The sequence below is a fragment of the Tenacibaculum sp. IMCC1 genome, assembly GCF_054906355.1.
Window position 1 is genome coordinate 2,882,501 of record NZ_CM142818.1, and the last position, 17,442, is coordinate 2,899,942.

Consider the following 17,442-nt stretch of genomic DNA (forward strand, 5'->3'; position numbering starts at 1 on the left):
CCGAGTGATCTACCCATGGGCAGGTTGAAGCTGTGGTAACACACAGTGGAGGACCGAACCAGTTGACGTTGAAAAGTCTTTGGATGACCTGTGGGTAGGGGTGAAAGGCCAATCAAACTCGGAAATAGCTCGTACTCCCCGAAATGCATTTAGGTGCAGCGTTGAATAAAAGTTTTATAGAGGTAGAGCTACTGATTGGATGCGGGGGCTTCACCGCCTACCAATTCCTGACAAACTCCGAATGCTATAAAATGTTTTTCAGCAGTGAGGGCATGGGTGCTAAGGTCCATGTCCGAGAGGGAAAGAACCCAGACCATCAGCTAAGGTCCCCAAATATATGTTAAGTTGAAAAAACGAGGTTTGACTGCCCAGACAGCTAGGATGTTGGCTTGGAAGCAGCCATTCATTTAAAGAGTGCGTAACAGCTCACTAGTCGAGCGGTCGAGCATGGATAATAATCGGGCATAAACATATTACCGAAGCTATGGACTTTTAAAAGTGGTAGGGGAGCATTCTATATGTGCTGAAGGTGTGCTGTGAGGCATGCTGGAACGTATAGAAAAGAAAATGTAGGCATAAGTAACGATAAAGGGGGCGAGAAACCCCCTCACCGAAAGACTAAGGTTTCCTCAGCGATGCTAATCAGCTGAGGGTTAGTCGGGACCTAAGGCGAATCCGAAGGGAGTAGTCGATGGACAACAGGTTAATATTCCTGTACTTCTTATAATTGCGATGGGGTGACGGAGTACTGAAAGCACCGCGAACTGACGGAATAGTTCGTTGAAACATTTAGGTATTAGACTGGTAGGCAAATCCGCTGGTTTAGCTGAAGTGTGATAGTACCACAAGTCTTCGGATGCGTGGATAGTGTGCCTAAAAACTTCCAAGAAAAACCTCTAAGCTTCAGATTATAAGAACCCGTACCGTAAACCGACACAGGTAGTTGGGATGAGAATTCTAAGGTGCTCGAGAGATTCATGGCTAAGGAACTAGGCAAAATAGACTCGTAACTTCGGGAGAAGAGTCGCCAACAGCAATGTTGGCCGCAGTGAAAAGATCCAGGCGACTGTTTATCAAAAACACAGGGCTTTGCTAAATTGAAAGATGATGTATAAGGCCTGACACCTGCCCGGTGCTGGAAGGTTAAGTGGAGTTGTTAGCTTCGGCGACGCAATAAAATGAAGCCCCAGTAAACGGCGGCCGTAACTATAACGGTCCTAAGGTAGCGAAATTCCTTGTCGGGTAAGTTCCGACCTGCACGAATGGTGCAACGATCTGGATACTGTCTCAGCCATGAGCTCGGTGAAATTGTAGTATCGGTGAAGATGCCGATTACCCGCAGCGGGACGAAAAGACCCCGTGAACCTTTACTATAGCTTCGTATTGACTTTGGATAAGTAATGTGTAGGATAGGTGGGAGACTTTGAAGCGGCGTCGCTAGGCGTTGTGGAGTCATCCTTGAAATACCACCCTTTGCTTATCTAGAGCCTAACTCAGCAATGAGAACAGTGCGTGGTGGGTAGTTTGACTGGGGTGGTCGCCTCCAAAAGAGTAACGGAGGCTTCTAAAGGTTCCCTCAGCACGCTTGGTAACCGTGCGTAGAGTGCAATGGCATAAGGGAGCTTGACTGAGAGACATACAGGTCGATCAGGTACGAAAGTAGAGCATAGTGATCCGGTGGTTCCGCATGGAAGGGCCATCGCTCAAAGGATAAAAGGTACTCCGGGGATAACAGGCTGATCTCCCCCAAGAGCTCACATCGACGGGGGGGTTTGGCACCTCGATGTCGGCTCGTCACATCCTGGGGCTGGAGAAGGTCCCAAGGGTTGGGCTGTTCGCCCATTAAAGTGGCACGCGAGCTGGGTTCAGAACGTCGTGAGACAGTTCGGTCTCTATCTGCTGTGGGCGTTAGAAATTTGAGTGGATCTGACTTTAGTACGAGAGGACCGAGTTGGACTGACCTCTAGTGTATCTGTTGTCTCGCCAGGGGCACTGCAGAGTAGCTACGTCGGGAAGGGATAAGCGCTGAAAGCATATAAGCGCGAAACCCACCACAAGATGAGATTTCTTTAAAGGGTCGTGGAAGATCACCACGTTGATAGGCTATAAGTGTAAGTGCAGTAATGTATGTAGCTGAGTAGTACTAATAACCCATAGGCTTATGTACGTATCCCGGTCCTAGTGGCGGGAGCAAACTCTTTGATGATTTAGGATATGATTTTACTAATATGTTAACTTTTACAGTTGAAATATACTGAAACGATTTAAGGTGATTATCGCAATGGGGCTCACCTCTTACCATTCCGAACAGAGAAGTTAAGCCCATTAGCGCCGATGGTACTGCCACAGGTGGGAGAGTAGGTCGTTGCCTTTCTTTATTAAACCTCAATCTTTTAAAGATTGAGGTTTTTTTTTGATCTTTATTTTAGGATTGCTGTATCTCGTAGTTTTTAATCCTTTGCCCGTTATTTTTATAATTATAAAAGAAGTAATTTTGCTTTAAAAGCAAGAATATGAATAAAGCAATTTATATCGCAGCGAGTGATGCAAACTCTGGAAAATCTATGCTAAGTTTGGGTTTGATGCAGCTGTTACTTCGTAAAAAACCTAAAGTAGGATACTTTAGACCTATAATTGATAATCCGATAGGTAATAAGAGAGATAATCACATAAACACAGTTCTTAATTATTTCAATTTAAAAAGTGAGTATGAAGATTGTTATGCTTTTACACGCTCAGAGCTTATTAGAAAATTGAATGATGACAGAGAGGATGAAATAATTAATATAATCATTGAAAAGTATAAGAAACTAGAAGAAGAAAATGATTTTGTAATTATTGAAGGAACTGATTTTTCTGATCATGGAGCTGTAATAGAAATGGATTTAAATGTACTTATTGCCAAAAATATTGGAGCGCCTGTAATTATAGTTTCAGGAGGAGTGAATAAATCACTTGAGGACTTTATTCAGAGCTTACGATTAACTTATGATTCTTTTGTAAACAAAGATGTACAGGTTATTGCGGTTGTGGCAAACAAAGTACAAGAAAAGAATATTCCAACGATAGTACAAGAAGTAGGTGTAAATTTACCAAAGTCAGTTTCAATAAATGCCATTCCGATAGATCAAAAATTAAATAACCCAACAATTAAGGAGTTCTTAATGGAAATTGAAGGAAAAGTTCTATTTGGAGAAGGATTGCTAAATAATACTACAGGTGATATTAAAGTTGGAGCTATGCAACTATCTCATTTTTTGCATCATTTGACAGATGATAGCGTTGTGGTAACACCAGCAGATAGATCTGATATATTATTAGGTACCTTACAAGCCAATATTTCTAGTAATTATCCATCTATAGCTGGGATTATTCTTACAGGAGGAATGGAGTTAAATTCTTCAATCATTAAACTTATTGAAGGTCTAGAAAAAGTGGTGCCTATTCTTTGGGTTAAAGATGGAACATTTAGTATTGCTTCTAGATTAGGAGCTGTTCGTTCTCATATTTATGCCGAGAATATTGATAAAATAAAAATGTCTATCAATATGTTTGAAAAATATGTTGATGTTGCAAGCTTGAATGAAAAGTTAGTTAGTTATAAAGGATCAGAAGTGTTAACTCCAAGAATGTTTCAATATAACTTATTAAAAAAAGCTAAAGAAGTGCGTAAACACATTGTATTACCTGAAGGAAACGATGATAGGATTTTGATAGCCGCTTCTCAACTACAAAAAACAGATGTTGTTAAGTTAACAATATTAGGTAAAAAAGTAAATATAGAAGCTTCAGTTAAACGATTAAATATTCCTTTTGATTTCGATAAAACTTTAATTATTAATCCAATAGAATCTGAATACTTTTCAGATTTTTCCAATACGTTATATGAATTAAGGAAACACAAAGGATTAAGTCCTGCTATGGCAGAAGATTTGATGGCTGATGTTTCTTATTTCGGAACTATGATGGTATACAAAGGGTTAGCTGACGGAATGGTTTCTGGAGCAGCACATACTACTCAACATACTATAAAACCAGCTTTACAGTTTGTAAAAACAAAACTAGGATTTTCAGTAGTTTCATCAATTTTCTTTATGTGTTTGGAGGATAGAGTTTCAGTGTTTGGTGATTGTGCTATTAACCCAAATCCAACAGCAGAAGAATTAGCAGAAATAGCAATTTCTTCAGCAGATTCAAGTATTGCTTTTGGTATAGATCCTAAAATAGCGATGTTATCATATTCATCAGGTGCTTCAGGTAAAGGAGAAGATGTAGATACTGTTAGAAGAGCTACTGAAATTGTGAAGGAAAAACGTCCAGACTTAAAAGTAGAAGGACCAATTCAGTATGATGCAGCAGTTGATCCTTCCGTAGGAAAAAAGAAATTACCAAATTCGGAAGTAGCGGGGCAAGCCAATGTGTTAATCTTTCCTGACTTGAATACAGGAAATAATACTTATAAGGCAGTACAGCGAGAAACAGGAGCTTTGGCTATTGGACCAATGTTGCAAGGGCTAAATAAACCTGTAAATGATTTAAGTAGAGGTTGTACCGTTGATGATATTTTTAATACCGTAATTTTAACTGCAATTCAAGCACAAGAATAGCTTGTTTATTAATAAAAAATAGATGAAAGTTTTAGTCATAAATTCAGGAAGTTCCTCAATAAAATATCAATTATTTCAAATGCCTCAGCAAGAAGTACTTTGTTCAGGGTTGATAGAAAGAATTGGTTTAGAACTTGGAAAAGTTCACTATAAATCTAACAATATAAAAGTAGAAAAAGAAGTAATTATCGCAAACCATAAATCTGGTTTAGAAAAGGTTGTTGATTTATTATTGGATAAAAAAGTAGGAGTAATTTCTTCTACAGATGAAATTAAAGTTGTTGGGCACAGAGTAGTGCATGGTGGAAGTACTTTTACAAAAACGGCTATAGTAACTGAAGAGGTTAAAAAGAAAATAGAATCGTTATTTTCATTAGCACCTTTACACAATCCTGCAAACTTGGAAGGGATTAAGGTTTCTGAGTCTATTTTTAAAGATGCACAACAAGTAGCGGTTTTTGATACAGCATTTCACCAAACCATACCGGTTGAAGCGTATAAATACGCAATACCTACTAAATTATTAGAAGAGTATGGAATACGTTTGTACGGTTTTCATGGAACAAGTCATAAATATGTGTCAGAAAAAGCAAATGAGTATCTTCAAAAAAAACATTCAAAAATTATTACGATTCATTTAGGAAACGGATGTAGTATTACTGCGGTTGAAAATGGAAAAAGTATTGACCATAGTTTAGGTTTTAGTCCTGTAACAGGTTTAATTATGGGAACAAGATCTGGTGATATTGACCATTCTTTAATTTTTTATCTAACAAATAATTTGGGATATGATATTAATGATGTTAATAACATGTTGCAAAAAGAAAGTGGAATGTTGGGTTTAACAGGGTTTAGTGATTTACGAGATATTGAAGCTGCTGCTGCCAAGGGTAATAAAAAATGTCAATTAGCCTTGGAAATTAATGCTTATAGAATTAAAAAATATATAGGTTCGTATGTTGCGGTAATGAACGGTTTAGATGCAGTTGTTTTCACAGCGGGTATTGGAGAAAATTCTTATGTAATTAGAAAGTTAGCCTGTACTAATATGGAATATTTCGGAATTGAATTAGATGATGAAAAAAATGTTATTAGATCTAAACAAATAAGAGAGATAAATAAAGAAACTTCAAAAGTAAAAGTGCTAGTAATTCCAACTAATGAAGAGTTAGAAATAGCAAAGCAAGCGTACGAATTATTATAATATGAATTATAACTACTCTTATTTAGTACGGTTTCAATATTTAGGGTTTCGTTTACACGGTTGGCAAAAACAACCTAATTTAAAAACAGTTCATTTTTTTGTTGACAAGACATTAAAGTTTGTGTGTAAAGGAATTCGTTGCAAGTCAGTAGGAGTTGGGAGAACGGATGCAAAAGTTTCATCGACTGACTATTGTTTTCAGTTGTTTATTGATGAAAAATTAGACGAATCTTTTTTTATTGAAGATTTTAATCGCAATTCACCTTCTGATATTCGAGTGTTAGCTGTAGAGCAACTTCACGATGAAGAGTTTAATATCATTCAGCATCCTAAAGTAAAAGAGTATCGTTATTATTTTTCCTTTGGAGAGAAAAATCATCCCTACTGCGCTCCTTTTTTAACGGGGTATTTAGATGAATTAGATGTTGAATTGATGAAAGAAGGTGCACGATTGTTTGAAGGTTTTCATAATTTTAAACATTATTGTACGAAGCCATCTACAGAAACCAAAGTAGAGCGTATCATCGATGTATGTAAAATTGAAGAAAATACGGATTTATCTGCTTCTTTTTTTCCGGAGAAAAGTTATGTGTTAATTATTAGAGGAAGTGGATTTTTACGGAATCAAATTCGTTTGATTATGGGAGCTTTAGCTGAATTAGGAAAAGGAAATTATGATTTAGAGTTCATCAAAAAAAGTTTGAGTCCTGAAAATAGTGATATAGACTTTATGAAAACCATCGCACCAGCTTCTGGACTACATTTACATAAAGTAGAATTTAAAAAAGAGTAAGCGGTAAATTATATTAGGTGTCTTTTTTTGACGCTATTTTTAATAAATACGCACTTCCTAATTTTGATTCCCTAGTTTTAGGATTCAAAAATTTTAAGTTAAGTCTTGTTACTCTAAAATGATCAACTCTGTGTTTCTCCTTTATAATAAACCCTTCTTTTTTTATTTTTTCAAGAGAAATATTTCTAATAACAATCCAAACATCATCGTCTATATTTTTTAATTCTTCTTTTGTAATGTGAGGAGTATTTCTCTGCGTATAAAAATCTAAAGGCCAAGAATAATCATTCTCATAAAAAAAGATATCCTTTACATTAATGGTGTTATTTTGATTAACAATGTTTGCTAGTTTAATTCCACCTTGATATTGTAATAATTCAGGGTAGAAGTAAGAGTTAAGTACTACATTTATAAATACCATTAGCAATACTGAGTTGACAACAATTTTTTTACTAAAATCTTCTTTTTGAATTACGTTAATGAGTACTATTAATAATAGAATGGCACTAAACACTATAATTAAAATAGAAGGAGTGTTAAAAGTGCAACATAAAATTAAAATAACTGCAATAGTTAACACTAAAACCATAAAATAAATAACACCTAAGAATATTTTCAGTGTTTTTTGTTGATTGTCCTTTTGAAGATTGTATAAAACTCCTGCTGTAAAAACAGCTAATAAAGCTAATAATGGATTTAAATAATGTGGTAATTTAAATTTTGAAAAACTAATAATAAATAAGGTAATTAATACTCCACCTATAGTTAATAATTCTATACCTTGTACAGGTTTAAATTTGTTTACAATTAACTTTTTTATTTGATAATATAAGCCATAGTACATTAAGAAAGCCCAAGGTAAAAAAGTCCAAAGTAGAGAATGAAAAAAGAAAAAGTAATCAGGACTGTTTTGCTTGAAACCAGTAGCTGTTATTCTCTCAACATTCTGACTCCATAGAATAAAATTCACACCATCCATTCCAAACTGAACATAGTAAGCATATACTACAGGTGTAATAGAAAGGAAAAAAGAAACCAAACCTATAAGAACTTTATAAGAGAATATTGTATTAAATTTTCTAGTATAAAGGATGTGTGAAACTGTGGCAAAACAAATAATACCAACTCCATAAAATCCTTTAGTAGAAAAGGAGATTCCCATACCAATAGCTCCTAAAATAATAGGAACTAGTTTTCTTGTTGAAACATATTCAAACAATTGCCAAATAGCAAAAATAGTTACTCCAGTTAAGACAGCATCAGTACGAACATCGTGGTTAGCTAAAATGATAGATTGACTAGTTAAGAAGATCAGAGAACCAAAGTGAGCAACACTTTTACTATATAACTTTCCTGTTAATTGATAAATAGAATAGGCTCCTAAAATAGTAAATAATAAAGCTGGAATTCGATAAGCCCATTCGTGTAAACCAAATAGTTTAAATGAAATGGCAGATAACCAAAAATGCATATGTGGTTTATCTAAATAAGGATTAGGACCTTTTAGAAGTTCAAAAAAGTTGTCACTTAAATACATGCGCATAGCCATAGTGGCATGTTGTGCAGAATCATTAGCCATTAAAGGAATAAATAATCCTATAACATAAACGATTGCCACTAAAAAATAGAGGTATTTAATGTTTTTTTGCTGGTAAAAAAAGTCCATAAACTATTTATTTATTGAAACAGTTGTTAACCGTACCTTATTTATAATAAAAGCCAATCCTATTAAAGAAATTAAAGCCGTAATAATATTAAATGAAAGTCCAATACTTGTAGCTATTGTTTCTTGGGTATTTAAAAAAGTTGAGGCTTTTAAAAAGATATACTCTCTTGCTCCAAATCCTGCAAAAGAAACTACTGAAAGTACTGATGAAATTAGAAAAACAAAGCAGTAACTAATAATTCCAACTACTTTTAACTGAAAGGCTTTGATAATGCAAACAATAACGCCAACTTGTAATAATTGAATAACTAATGAATAACCAAAACTATAGTTATAATAAGTATTACTGTTTTTAAAAACTCTTATCATAATAAGCTTTGCAATAAAAAAAGAAGCTAAAGCAATAACGATACTTACTAAGAATAATAATGAGTTAGAAAAAAACAAATACCCTCCCATTAAAATTAATAGAGAAAAAATTGCTAATAAACCAATAAGTCTATCAACAAATACACATTTAGTTAACTGTTTTGGTTTCCAACCAAATTGCTTACTCAATATGTATACTTTGTATGCATCCCCACCCACACCTCCAGGTATAAAGAAGTTATAAAACATTCCAACAAAATACAACTTTAAATTGCTAACTTGACTTAGATGAAATTGATTTTGATGAAAAATATAATTTAACCGTAAGGATGAAATAAACTGTGAAGCCATAAATAATAAAATTGCCAATGCTAAATAAAAAGGATTGGATGTTTCATATAATTTGATGACTTGATTAAAGTCAATTTTTGTAAATACCAAGTATAAGAGTAAGATACTTACTCCTATTTTGGCTAGAGTTTTAACAATTTTGTTATTCACTTACATGAATTTTTCTAATAGTATAAGGGCGCTTTTTTTGCGACTCGTAATAAGTTCTCATTAATAAGTCAGTAATAATCCCTACAGTAAAAAATTGCAAGCTAATAATAACGAGCATAACACCAACAATTAATAAAGGTCTGCCCCAAATATCTTGTCCCAATAACTTTAATACTAGTAAGTAGAAATTAATAGCTAGTCCAAAGAACATAAAAAACAACCCAAAATTACCAAAAAGATGTACAGGACGCTGCATGTATTTTCTTTGGAAAATAATTAAAATGATGTCATTGATAACTTTTACAGTTCTTCCTAATCCATATTTAGATTGTCCATGGATTCTCGGATGATGTTTTACAGGAACCTGAGTAATTTTTGCCCCGTTTAGGTGAGCTAAAAGATTGATAAATCGGTGCATTTCACCGTACAAGTTTAAATCTTTAGCTATTTCTTTTTTAAATACTTTTATCGCACATCCTTGATCTTTTAAATCTAAACGAGTAGCTCTTCTAATTAAAAAATTTGCAACTTTAGAAGGAATTGTGCGAATAAAAGAGTCTTTTCTTTTTGCTCTAATTCCTGTAACTACATCCCAATCTTCAGATTCAGCTTTTTCAATCATATGAGGGATATCTGATGGGTCGTTTTGCATATCTCCATCAAGAGTAACGATGTAATCACCTTTTGCTTGGTCAAAACCAGCAGCTAAAGCTAAACTTTGTCCATAATTTTTGCGTAACTCAACCAAAACAACTCGAGGGTTGTTCATGTTAACAACATTTTTCTTTGTGTTATCGGTTGAAAAATCGTCAATGTAAATGATTTCATAATCAAATCCTTTTAAACTATCATCAATCTGTTTAGTTAAAGGAACTACATTGTCTTCTTCATTGTAAACAGGAACAATTACAGATATAAATCCGTAGGATTTTTTATTAGACATAGGTGGTTATTTATTGGGCAAAGTTACTACAAAGAATTTAAAAAAAGTAAAAGCTCATTTTTTAAATGAGCTTTTACTTAAATATAATATCGAAGAGAAAAACTAATCTCTAATTAAACTTCTTGAGATTACAATTTTCTGAATTTCTGAAGTTCCTTCATAAATTTGAGTAATTTTAGCATCACGCATTAAACGCTCTACATGGTATTCTTTTACGAAACCATTACCTCCATGAATTTGAACAGCTTCAACAGTTTGTTCCATTGCTACTTTAGAAGCATATAATTTTGCCATAGCACCTTCACAATCATAGTTTTCACCAGCATCTTTTTTGCAAGCAGCAGCCATTACTAAGTGACGAGCCGCAGCAATTTCTGTATACATATCAGCTAATTTGAAAGCGATAGCTTGGTGGTTGCAAATTTCAGTACCAAAAGCTTTACGCTCTTTAGAGTATTTTAACGCTAATTCATAAGCTCCTGAAGCAATACCTAATGCTTGAGCAGCAATACCAATACGTCCACCAGATAACGTTTTCATTGCGAATTTGAATCCGAATCCGTCTTCGCCAATACGGTTTTCTTTAGGAACTTTTACATCGTTAAATTGTAACGTGTGTGTGTCAGAACCACGAATACCTAATTTATCTTCTTTAGGACCAATGTGGAAACCTTCCATACCTTTTTCAATAATAAAAGCATTGATTCCTCTATGACCTTTAGCTCTATCTGTTTGAGCGATTACTAAATAAGTATCAGCACGTCCACCATTAGTAATCCAGTTTTTAGTACCATTTAATAGGTAGTAATCACCTTTGTCTTCAGCAGTAGTTGCTTGTGAAGTAGCATCAGAACCAGCTTCTGGTTCACTTAAACAAAACGCACCAATTTGCTCACCAGTAGCTAATTTTGTTAAATATTTTTGTTTTTGTTCTTCAGTACCATAAGCTTCTAAACCATAACATACTAATGAATTGTTTACAGAAACCATTACTGAAGCAGAAGCGTCAATTTTTGATAATTCTTCCATAATTAATACGTAAGAAACAGCATCCATTCCACTTCCTCCATATTTAGGATCTACCATTACTCCCATAAATCCTAACTCACCCATTTTGCGAACTAGTTCATTAGGAAACTCTTGTTTTTCATCTCTTTCTATAACTCCTGGCAATAATTCGGTTTGAGCAAAATCACGTGCAGCATCACGAATCATTAAATGCTCTTCTGTAAGGTTAAAATCCATTATCTATTTTATATTTTGTTAAATTCGTAAAAAATGTGTTCAAAGATACTTTTTTAATAGCAATTTTTCAATAGACTTGTTATTTTTACTTTATGCAAGACAACTATATTTATTGTATTGGATTAATGTCAGGAACTTCTTTAGATGGAATAGATTTGGCATATATGAAAATGTATGAAAATTTATACGAAGATTTTAGAATTATACAGGCAGAGACAGTATCATATTCTAATGAATGGAAGAAAAAACTGCAAGAAGCTATAAATTACGATGAGAAAGATTTACAAATTTTAGATGTTGATTATGGTGAATTTTTGGGGAGTATATTGAATAACTTTATAAGAGAACACCGTATTTCTAAATTAAATTTTATAGCGTCTCACGGGCATACAGTTTTGCATCAACCAGAAAACGGAATTACCTTACAAATAGGAAATGGACAAGTCATAGCAAATGTTACTCAGCAAAAAGTAGTATGTGATTTTAGAACTCAAGATGTAGCGTTAGGTGGACAAGGAGCTCCTTTAGTGCCTATTGGAGATAGACTATTATTTACTGATTATGATTACTGTTTAAACTTAGGAGGTTTTGCTAATATCTCTTATGAAGAAAATAAACAAAGAATAGCTTTTGATATTTGTCCTGTGAATATTGTACTGAACCATTACACACGTAAAATAGACTTAGAGTATGATAATGAAGGGGAAATAGCCTCAGAAGGGAAAATTAATATGGGATTATTAAGACGATTGAACGAGCTTTCCTTTTATCAAGAGCTTCCTCCAAAATCTCTAGGATTAGAATGGGTACAGTCAACTATTTTTCCTTTAATAGATAAAGAGGAAGCAGATATATCAACTATTCTAAGAACTTTTGTAGAACATGTAGCGATGCAAATAGGTAATGTTGTTAAAAATGATGCTACTATTTTAGTAACAGGAGGAGGAGCGTTCAATACGTTTTTAATGAAGAGAATAGAGTTTTTTGCACAGACAAAAATAAAACAAGTAAGTACAGAACTCATTGATTACAAAGAAGCTTTGATTTTTGCGTTGTTAGGAGTGCTAAAGACCCAAAACAAAGTAAACTGTTTACAGTCAGTTACTGGGGCAAAGAAGGATCATTCTTCAGGTAATATTTTTTATCCGCAGAAATAATTTAAAGTATTTGAGTAATGTAGTTTTTTATGATAAATTTGTTCGGTAACAACTACACACTAAAACCTATAGTATAATGAATCAACTTTAGCTTCCCCACAGGGGAATAATTACAGCGAATTTTTTGAATATGAAAAAGAAACAAGTAAAGTTGAAAATCATCTATTATAACATTAAACAATGAAAGAATTATTAAAGCAATACGAAGAAAAGCAACCAGAAATAGTATTTAATTGGAAAGACCCTGAAACAGAAGCAGAAGGTTGGACAGTTATTAATTCATTAAGAGGAGGTGCTGCTGGTGGTGGTACACGTATGCGTAAAGGATTAGATAAATACGAAGTAATGTCACTTGCTAAAACTATGGAAGTGAAATTTACGGTATCGGGTCCAGCAATTGGAGGAGCAAAATCAGGGATTAATTTCGATCCGCACGATCCTCGTAAAAAAGGAGTTTTAGAGCGTTGGTATAAAGCTGTTGCTCCATTATTAAAAAACTATTATGGAACAGGAGGAGACTTAAATGTTGATGAAATTCATGAAGTAATTCCGATTACAGAAGATAGTGGAGTTTGGCACCCGCAAGAGGGAGTTTTTAATGGACATTTCAAGCCTACCGAAGCAGATAAAATTAACCGTATTGGTCAGTTACGCCATGGAGTTATTAAAGTGTTAGAAGATGAAAGTTTATCACCAAGCGTAGCCAGAAAATATACCGTAGCTGATATGATTACTGGATATGGAGTTGCTGAAGCAGTTCGTTATTACTACGATATTTATGGAGGAACAGTAGAAGGAAAGCGTGCTGTAGTACAAGGTTTTGGTAATGTAGGTTCAGCCGCAGCGTATTATTTAGCACAAATGGGAGCTAAAGTAGTAGGAATTATTGATCGTGTTGGAGGAGTTATTAAAGAAGAAGGATTCTCTTTTGAAGAAATTCAAGAAATGTTTTTAAATAAAGATGGGAATACGTTAGTGTCTGAAAACATGATTCCATTTGAGGAGATGAATGAGCGTGTTTGGAATCTTCCTTGTGAAGTTTTCGCACCGTGTGCAGCTTCAAGGTTAGTTACTCAAGAGCAAATTAACCAGATGATAAATTCAGGATTAGAAGTTATTTCTTGTGGAGCAAATGTTCCATTTGCAGATAAAGAAATTTTCTTTGGATCTATTATGGAAGATACTGATAAAAAAGTGAGTTTGATTCCAGACTTTATTTCAAACTGTGGTATGGCAAGAGTATTTGCATACTTTATGGAGCGAAGAGTAGAAATGACAGATCAAGCTATTTTTGAAGATACTTCAAATACTATTAAAAAAGCGTTACAAAGAACACATGCTAAGAGTGCTGCAAAAACACAAATAAGTGAAACAGCTTTTGAAATTGCATTAAAAGAACTAGTATAAAGTTCTTTTTTATGACTTCAGAAATACTGTTATTAAGTAATTAAGCATAATAAAAGTAAAAGTCTTCCTTCATTGTTAAAAGTAAGGAAGACTTTTTACATCAAACAATTTTAAATAAAAGAAATCGTTAGTTAAATAGCGAAAACATAATATAAATTCTAATTTAGTATTCATGCTATTATTTCAAGAAACTCAGGAGTTGGTAGAGGAAGTACCTCAAGAAAAAACGTTATCAATCTATAATTTAATTATGGACGGAGGTGTAGGCGGTCAAATTATTATCGCTTTGTTATTCGTGTTGTTAGCCGTGGCTCTTTACATTTATTTTGAACGTTTTTTTGCTATTAAAGAAGCATCAAAAGTAGATGTTAATTTCATGGACCAAATTAGGGATCATGTAACGAACGGAAGAATAGATAGTGCTAAATCACTTTGTGATAATACAGTTACGCCAACAGCCAGATTAATAGGGAAAGGGATATCTAGAATAGGAAAACCTCTTGAAGATATTAATACAGCAATAGAAAATGCAGGAAAACTAGAGGTTTATAAGCTAGAAAGAAATGTGTCAGTATTAGCAACAATAGCAGGAGCTGCTCCAATGATAGGTTTTTTAGGAACTGTAATTGGAATGATTGTTGCGATTCATGAAATAGCAAATTCAGGAGGACAAATAGATATTAAAATGTTATCGGATGGCTTGTATACAGCAATGACAACGACAGTTGCTGGGTTAATTGTAGGGATTATAGCATATATAGCTTATAACCATTTAGTAGTTCGTACCGATAAGGTTGTTTATCAAATGGAAGCAAAATCTGTTGAGTTTTTAGATTTATTAAACGAACCGGTATAATGAATTTACGAGGAAGAAATAAAGTCAATCCAAACTTCAATATGTCATCAATGACTGATATTGTTTTTTTGTTGTTGATATTTTTTATGTTAACATCAACATTGGTTACAGTAAGTGCCATTGATGTCTTGTTGCCTAAAGCTGGAGGTAAAACAGAGAATAATACATCAGTAGCGGTAACTATAACTAATGATGCGTTGTTTTACATAGATAAAACAAAAGTTAGTAACGTAAATTTAGAAAGAGAGTTGTTAACTAAGGTAGGCGTAGATAAAAAGAAAACAGTGGTTATTCGTGGTGATCAAAATGTGCAGTATAAAAATGTAATGCAGGTGATTGATATTGCGAATAGAAACAAGTTAAAAATGATTTTAGCTGTTAAAGGTAAATAAATGACAGTTTTAGATACTCAACATAAACGTAAATCAGCTATTATTACAGCAATTATTCTGATATTATTTGTTATTGGAATACTCAATTACGGAATGAAATATCTCGATCCACCTATTGAATATGGTCTAGCGATTAATTTTGGTACCTCTGAAGTAGGAAGTGGAGAGCCTGTTGAAAAAACTAAAGCACAAGCAACATCACAACAAGAAGAGGTTGTTGAAGAGCAAGTAGAAGAAACCCCAGAGGAAAGAATAAAAGAAGAAATTATTACAAATGATACTGCTGAAGAAGTTCCAGTGGTTGAAAAAAAAGAAGCTGTAAAAGAAACTTCCAAAGAAGAAAAGCCTAAAGAAAAAAAGAAGCCTAAGCCATCAAAAGAAACAACTGATGCTTTAAATAGTTTGTTAAACGGAACGTCAAAAGATGGAGCTAATTCTGGCGAAGGAGATGATAAAAAATCTGGTGTAAAAGGAAATGAAAATGGAGACCCAAATTCAGATAAATATTACGGCAATTCCGGAAGTGGCTCAGGAGGTAATTATAACCTAGCAGGAAGAAAAGCTTTGTCAAAACCTATTCAAAAACCAGACTGTCAAGAAGAAGGTACGGTAGTGGTAAGTATTGAGGTTGATCAAAATGGAAAAGTAATTAAAGCAACTCCAGGAGCTAAAGGGACTACAAATTCAGCATCATGTTTATACGATGCAGCAAAAAAAGCAGCATTAAAAACAAAATGGAATGCAGATGGAAATGCACCATCAAAACAACGAGGAACAATTATCTATAAGTTTTCTCTTTCAAAATAAATACATCTATTTTTTACACTAAAATATTAAGATGACTTATCAACAAGTATTAGATTGGATGTTTGCTCAGTTACCAATGTATCAACGTCAGGGACAAACAGCATTAAAAAAAGATTTAACTAATATCATAGCATTGTGTGATGAGTTAGATAATCCACAAAAAAAGTTTAAAACCATTCATGTAGGAGGAACGAATGGCAAGGGATCTACTAGTCACATGGTAGCTTCTATATTACAAGAAGCAGGTTATAAAGTAGGATTGTATACTTCACCTCATTTAAAAAACTTTACTGAACGAATTCGAATCAATGGAAAAGAAATTTCAAGAGATTCTGTGGTTAAGTTTATAGAAAAGAATAAGATCTTTTTAGAAAAACAAGGGTTATCTTTTTTTGAAATGACGGTAGGAATGGCATTTGAAGAATTTGCGAATCAGAAAGTAGATGTTGCTGTTATAGAAGTAGGTTTGGGAGGAAGGTTAGATTCTACTAATATTATTATGCCAGAAGTTTCGGTAATAACCAATATAGGACTGGATCATACTCAGTTTTTAGGAGAAACATTACCAGAAATAGCGTTTGAAAAAGCAGGGATTATAAAAGAAAATGTTCCAGTAGTTATTGGTGAGCGTCAAAAAGAAACGGAAAATGTTTTTAACACTAAAGCGGAAGAATGCGAAGCACCAATATTTTTTGCTTCAGATAAAAAGCAAAATTATAGGACTGATTTATTAGGTGAATACCAAAAACATAATGTAACAACGGCGGTAATAGCTACTCAGCAATTGAAAGAATTTAGAATTACAGAAGAAAATATTAAAAAAGGATTGTTAAATGTGGTAAAAAACACCAATTTAAAAGGACGTTGGCAGGTGTTGCAAGAAAAACCAAAAGTGATTTGTGATACAGCACATAATAAAGAAGGATTGTTTTATACATTGGAGCAATTAAAAAAAGAAAATTATAAGCAATTACATATTGTTTTAGGTGTTGTTTCAGACAAGGATTTGAGTGAAATTTTACCAATGTTTCCTGAAAAAGCAAAATATTATTTCTGTAAACCGAATATTCCTCGCGGGTTGCCAGTAGATAAATTAAAAGAGCAAGCAAGTGAGTTTGGATTGATGGGGGAGGTGTTTTATTCTGTAAGTCAGTCACTTGCAAAAGCAAAAGTAAATGCATCTAAAGAAGATATGATTTACGTGGGAGGGAGCACATTTGTGGTAGCAGAAATTTTATAGAAAAAAATGTAAAAAAGTTATTGTTAATCTCTAAAACTGTTATATATTTGCACCCGCAATTGACAAGTAAGGGCGCGTAGCTCAGTTGGTTCAGAGCACTTGGTTTACACCCAAGGGGTCAGGGGTTCGAATCCCTTCGCGCCCACAACTCTTACAAAGATTTAATTGCAAACGGGCGCGTAGCTCAGTTGGTTCAGAGCACTTGGTTTACACCCAAGGGGTCAGGGGTTCGAATCCCTTCGCGCCCACTGAAAG

Annotated in this window: 13 protein-coding genes, 2 tRNA genes and 2 rRNA genes (1 of these 17 running past the window's edge); 13 read left to right on the plus strand and 4 right to left on the minus strand. The window is 33.9% G+C overall.

What is annotated here, in order from left to right; all coding sequences use genetic code 11:
* The 5 genes from ACXIHB_RS13400 to ACXIHB_RS13420 form a co-directional block, all read left to right on the plus strand.
* Positions 1-2,167, plus strand: a 23S ribosomal RNA gene (locus ACXIHB_RS13400) (it extends 707 nt beyond the left edge of the window).
* 98 nt (positions 2,168-2,265) lie between these two features.
* Positions 2,266-2,374 (plus strand): 5S ribosomal RNA (gene rrf, locus ACXIHB_RS13405).
* A gap of 139 nt (positions 2,375-2,513) precedes the next feature.
* Entirely contained in the window at positions 2,514-4,607 is a 2,094-nt protein-coding gene (pta, locus tag ACXIHB_RS13410) for a phosphate acetyltransferase (protein ID WP_462098442.1), read from the plus strand.
* A gap of 22 nt (positions 4,608-4,629) precedes the next feature.
* A complete protein-coding gene (locus ACXIHB_RS13415) occupies positions 4,630-5,811 on the plus strand; it encodes an acetate/propionate family kinase (RefSeq protein ID WP_073184748.1) in 1,182 nt (393 codons plus the stop codon).
* A gap of 1 nt (position 5,812) precedes the next feature.
* Positions 5,813-6,604, plus strand: a complete 792-nt coding sequence (locus tag ACXIHB_RS13420; RefSeq protein ID WP_462098443.1) for a tRNA pseudouridine synthase A — start codon at positions 5,813-5,815, stop codon at positions 6,602-6,604.
* 13 nt (positions 6,605-6,617) lie between these two features.
* Here the strand turns inward: ACXIHB_RS13420 and ACXIHB_RS13425 are convergent, their stop codons facing one another.
* The 4 genes from ACXIHB_RS13425 to ACXIHB_RS13440 form a co-directional block, all read right to left on the minus strand.
* Positions 6,618-8,270 carry an ArnT family glycosyltransferase gene (locus tag ACXIHB_RS13425; protein WP_349265055.1) on the minus strand — a complete coding sequence of 551 codons (1,653 nt, stop codon included), beginning with the start codon at positions 8,268-8,270 and terminating at the stop codon, positions 6,618-6,620.
* 3 nt (positions 8,271-8,273) lie between these two features.
* A complete protein-coding gene (locus tag ACXIHB_RS13430; protein WP_239179954.1) occupies positions 8,274-9,140 on the minus strand; it encodes a lysylphosphatidylglycerol synthase transmembrane domain-containing protein in 867 nt (288 codons plus the stop codon).
* The gene (locus ACXIHB_RS13435; RefSeq protein WP_462098444.1) at positions 9,133-10,083 is read right to left on the minus strand and encodes a glycosyltransferase family 2 protein; all 951 of its coding nucleotides are present in this window, start codon (positions 10,081-10,083) and stop codon (positions 9,133-9,135) included. The genes ACXIHB_RS13430 and ACXIHB_RS13435 overlap by 8 nt, the downstream gene beginning before the upstream one ends.
* 102 nt (positions 10,084-10,185) lie before the next feature.
* Positions 10,186-11,328 (minus strand): acyl-CoA dehydrogenase, encoded by a 1,143-nt coding sequence (locus ACXIHB_RS13440; RefSeq protein ID WP_462098445.1) that lies wholly within the window; start codon positions 11,326-11,328, stop codon positions 10,186-10,188.
* Between the two features lie 92 nt (positions 11,329-11,420).
* On the opposite strand from ACXIHB_RS13440, the gene ACXIHB_RS13445 reads away from it, so the two are divergent.
* From ACXIHB_RS13445 to ACXIHB_RS13480, 8 genes are all read left to right on the plus strand, one after another.
* Complete coding sequence (locus ACXIHB_RS13445) at positions 11,421-12,485, plus strand: anhydro-N-acetylmuramic acid kinase (protein WP_462098446.1); 1,065 nt, start codon at positions 11,421-11,423, stop codon at positions 12,483-12,485.
* Positions 12,486-12,665: 180 nt separating this feature from the next.
* A complete protein-coding gene (locus ACXIHB_RS13450; RefSeq protein ID WP_462098447.1) occupies positions 12,666-13,892 on the plus strand; it encodes a Glu/Leu/Phe/Val dehydrogenase dimerization domain-containing protein in 1,227 nt (408 codons plus the stop codon).
* A gap of 172 nt (positions 13,893-14,064) precedes the next feature.
* Complete coding sequence (locus ACXIHB_RS13455; RefSeq protein ID WP_047790255.1) at positions 14,065-14,748, plus strand: MotA/TolQ/ExbB proton channel family protein; 684 nt, start codon at positions 14,065-14,067, stop codon at positions 14,746-14,748.
* Positions 14,748-15,140, plus strand: a complete 393-nt coding sequence (locus tag ACXIHB_RS13460) for an ExbD/TolR family protein (protein WP_047790254.1) — start codon at positions 14,748-14,750, stop codon at positions 15,138-15,140. The genes ACXIHB_RS13455 and ACXIHB_RS13460 overlap by 1 nt, the downstream gene beginning before the upstream one ends.
* On the plus strand, positions 15,141-15,947 hold the full coding sequence (locus ACXIHB_RS13465) for an energy transducer TonB (RefSeq protein ID WP_462098448.1): 807 nt from the start codon (positions 15,141-15,143) through the stop codon (positions 15,945-15,947).
* Positions 15,948-15,978: 31 nt separating this feature from the next.
* Positions 15,979-17,187 carry a bifunctional folylpolyglutamate synthase/dihydrofolate synthase gene (locus ACXIHB_RS13470; protein WP_462098449.1) on the plus strand — a complete coding sequence of 403 codons (1,209 nt, stop codon included), beginning with the start codon at positions 15,979-15,981 and terminating at the stop codon, positions 17,185-17,187.
* 70 nt (positions 17,188-17,257) lie between these two features.
* Positions 17,258-17,332, plus strand: a tRNA-Val gene (locus tag ACXIHB_RS13475).
* Between the two features lie 28 nt (positions 17,333-17,360).
* Positions 17,361-17,435, plus strand: a tRNA-Val gene (locus ACXIHB_RS13480).
* The last annotated feature ends 7 nt before the right edge of the window (positions 17,436-17,442 follow it).

Coding starts and splice junctions, on each gene's coding strand:
- ACXIHB_RS13420 (WP_462098443.1), top strand. CDS start 5,813: ATGAATTATAACTACTCTTATTTAGTACGGTTTCAATATTTAGGGTTT.
- ACXIHB_RS13470 (WP_462098449.1), top strand. CDS start 15,979: ATGACTTATCAACAAGTATTAGATTGGATGTTTGCTCAGTTACCAATG.
- ACXIHB_RS13465 (WP_462098448.1), top strand. CDS start 15,141: ATGACAGTTTTAGATACTCAACATAAACGTAAATCAGCTATTATTACA.
- ACXIHB_RS13440 (WP_462098445.1), bottom strand. CDS start 11,328: ATGGATTTTAACCTTACAGAAGAGCATTTAATGATTCGTGATGCTGCA.
- pta (WP_462098442.1), top strand. CDS start 2,514: ATGAATAAAGCAATTTATATCGCAGCGAGTGATGCAAACTCTGGAAAA.
- ACXIHB_RS13460 (WP_047790254.1), top strand. CDS start 14,748: ATGAATTTACGAGGAAGAAATAAAGTCAATCCAAACTTCAATATGTCA.
- ACXIHB_RS13455 (WP_047790255.1), top strand. CDS start 14,065: ATGCTATTATTTCAAGAAACTCAGGAGTTGGTAGAGGAAGTACCTCAA.
- ACXIHB_RS13435 (WP_462098444.1), bottom strand. CDS start 10,083: ATGTCTAATAAAAAATCCTACGGATTTATATCTGTAATTGTTCCTGTT.
- ACXIHB_RS13445 (WP_462098446.1), top strand. CDS start 11,421: ATGCAAGACAACTATATTTATTGTATTGGATTAATGTCAGGAACTTCT.
- ACXIHB_RS13415 (WP_073184748.1), top strand. CDS start 4,630: ATGAAAGTTTTAGTCATAAATTCAGGAAGTTCCTCAATAAAATATCAA.
- ACXIHB_RS13425 (WP_349265055.1), bottom strand. CDS start 8,270: ATGGACTTTTTTTACCAGCAAAAAAACATTAAATACCTCTATTTTTTA.
- ACXIHB_RS13450 (WP_462098447.1), top strand. CDS start 12,666: ATGAAAGAATTATTAAAGCAATACGAAGAAAAGCAACCAGAAATAGTA.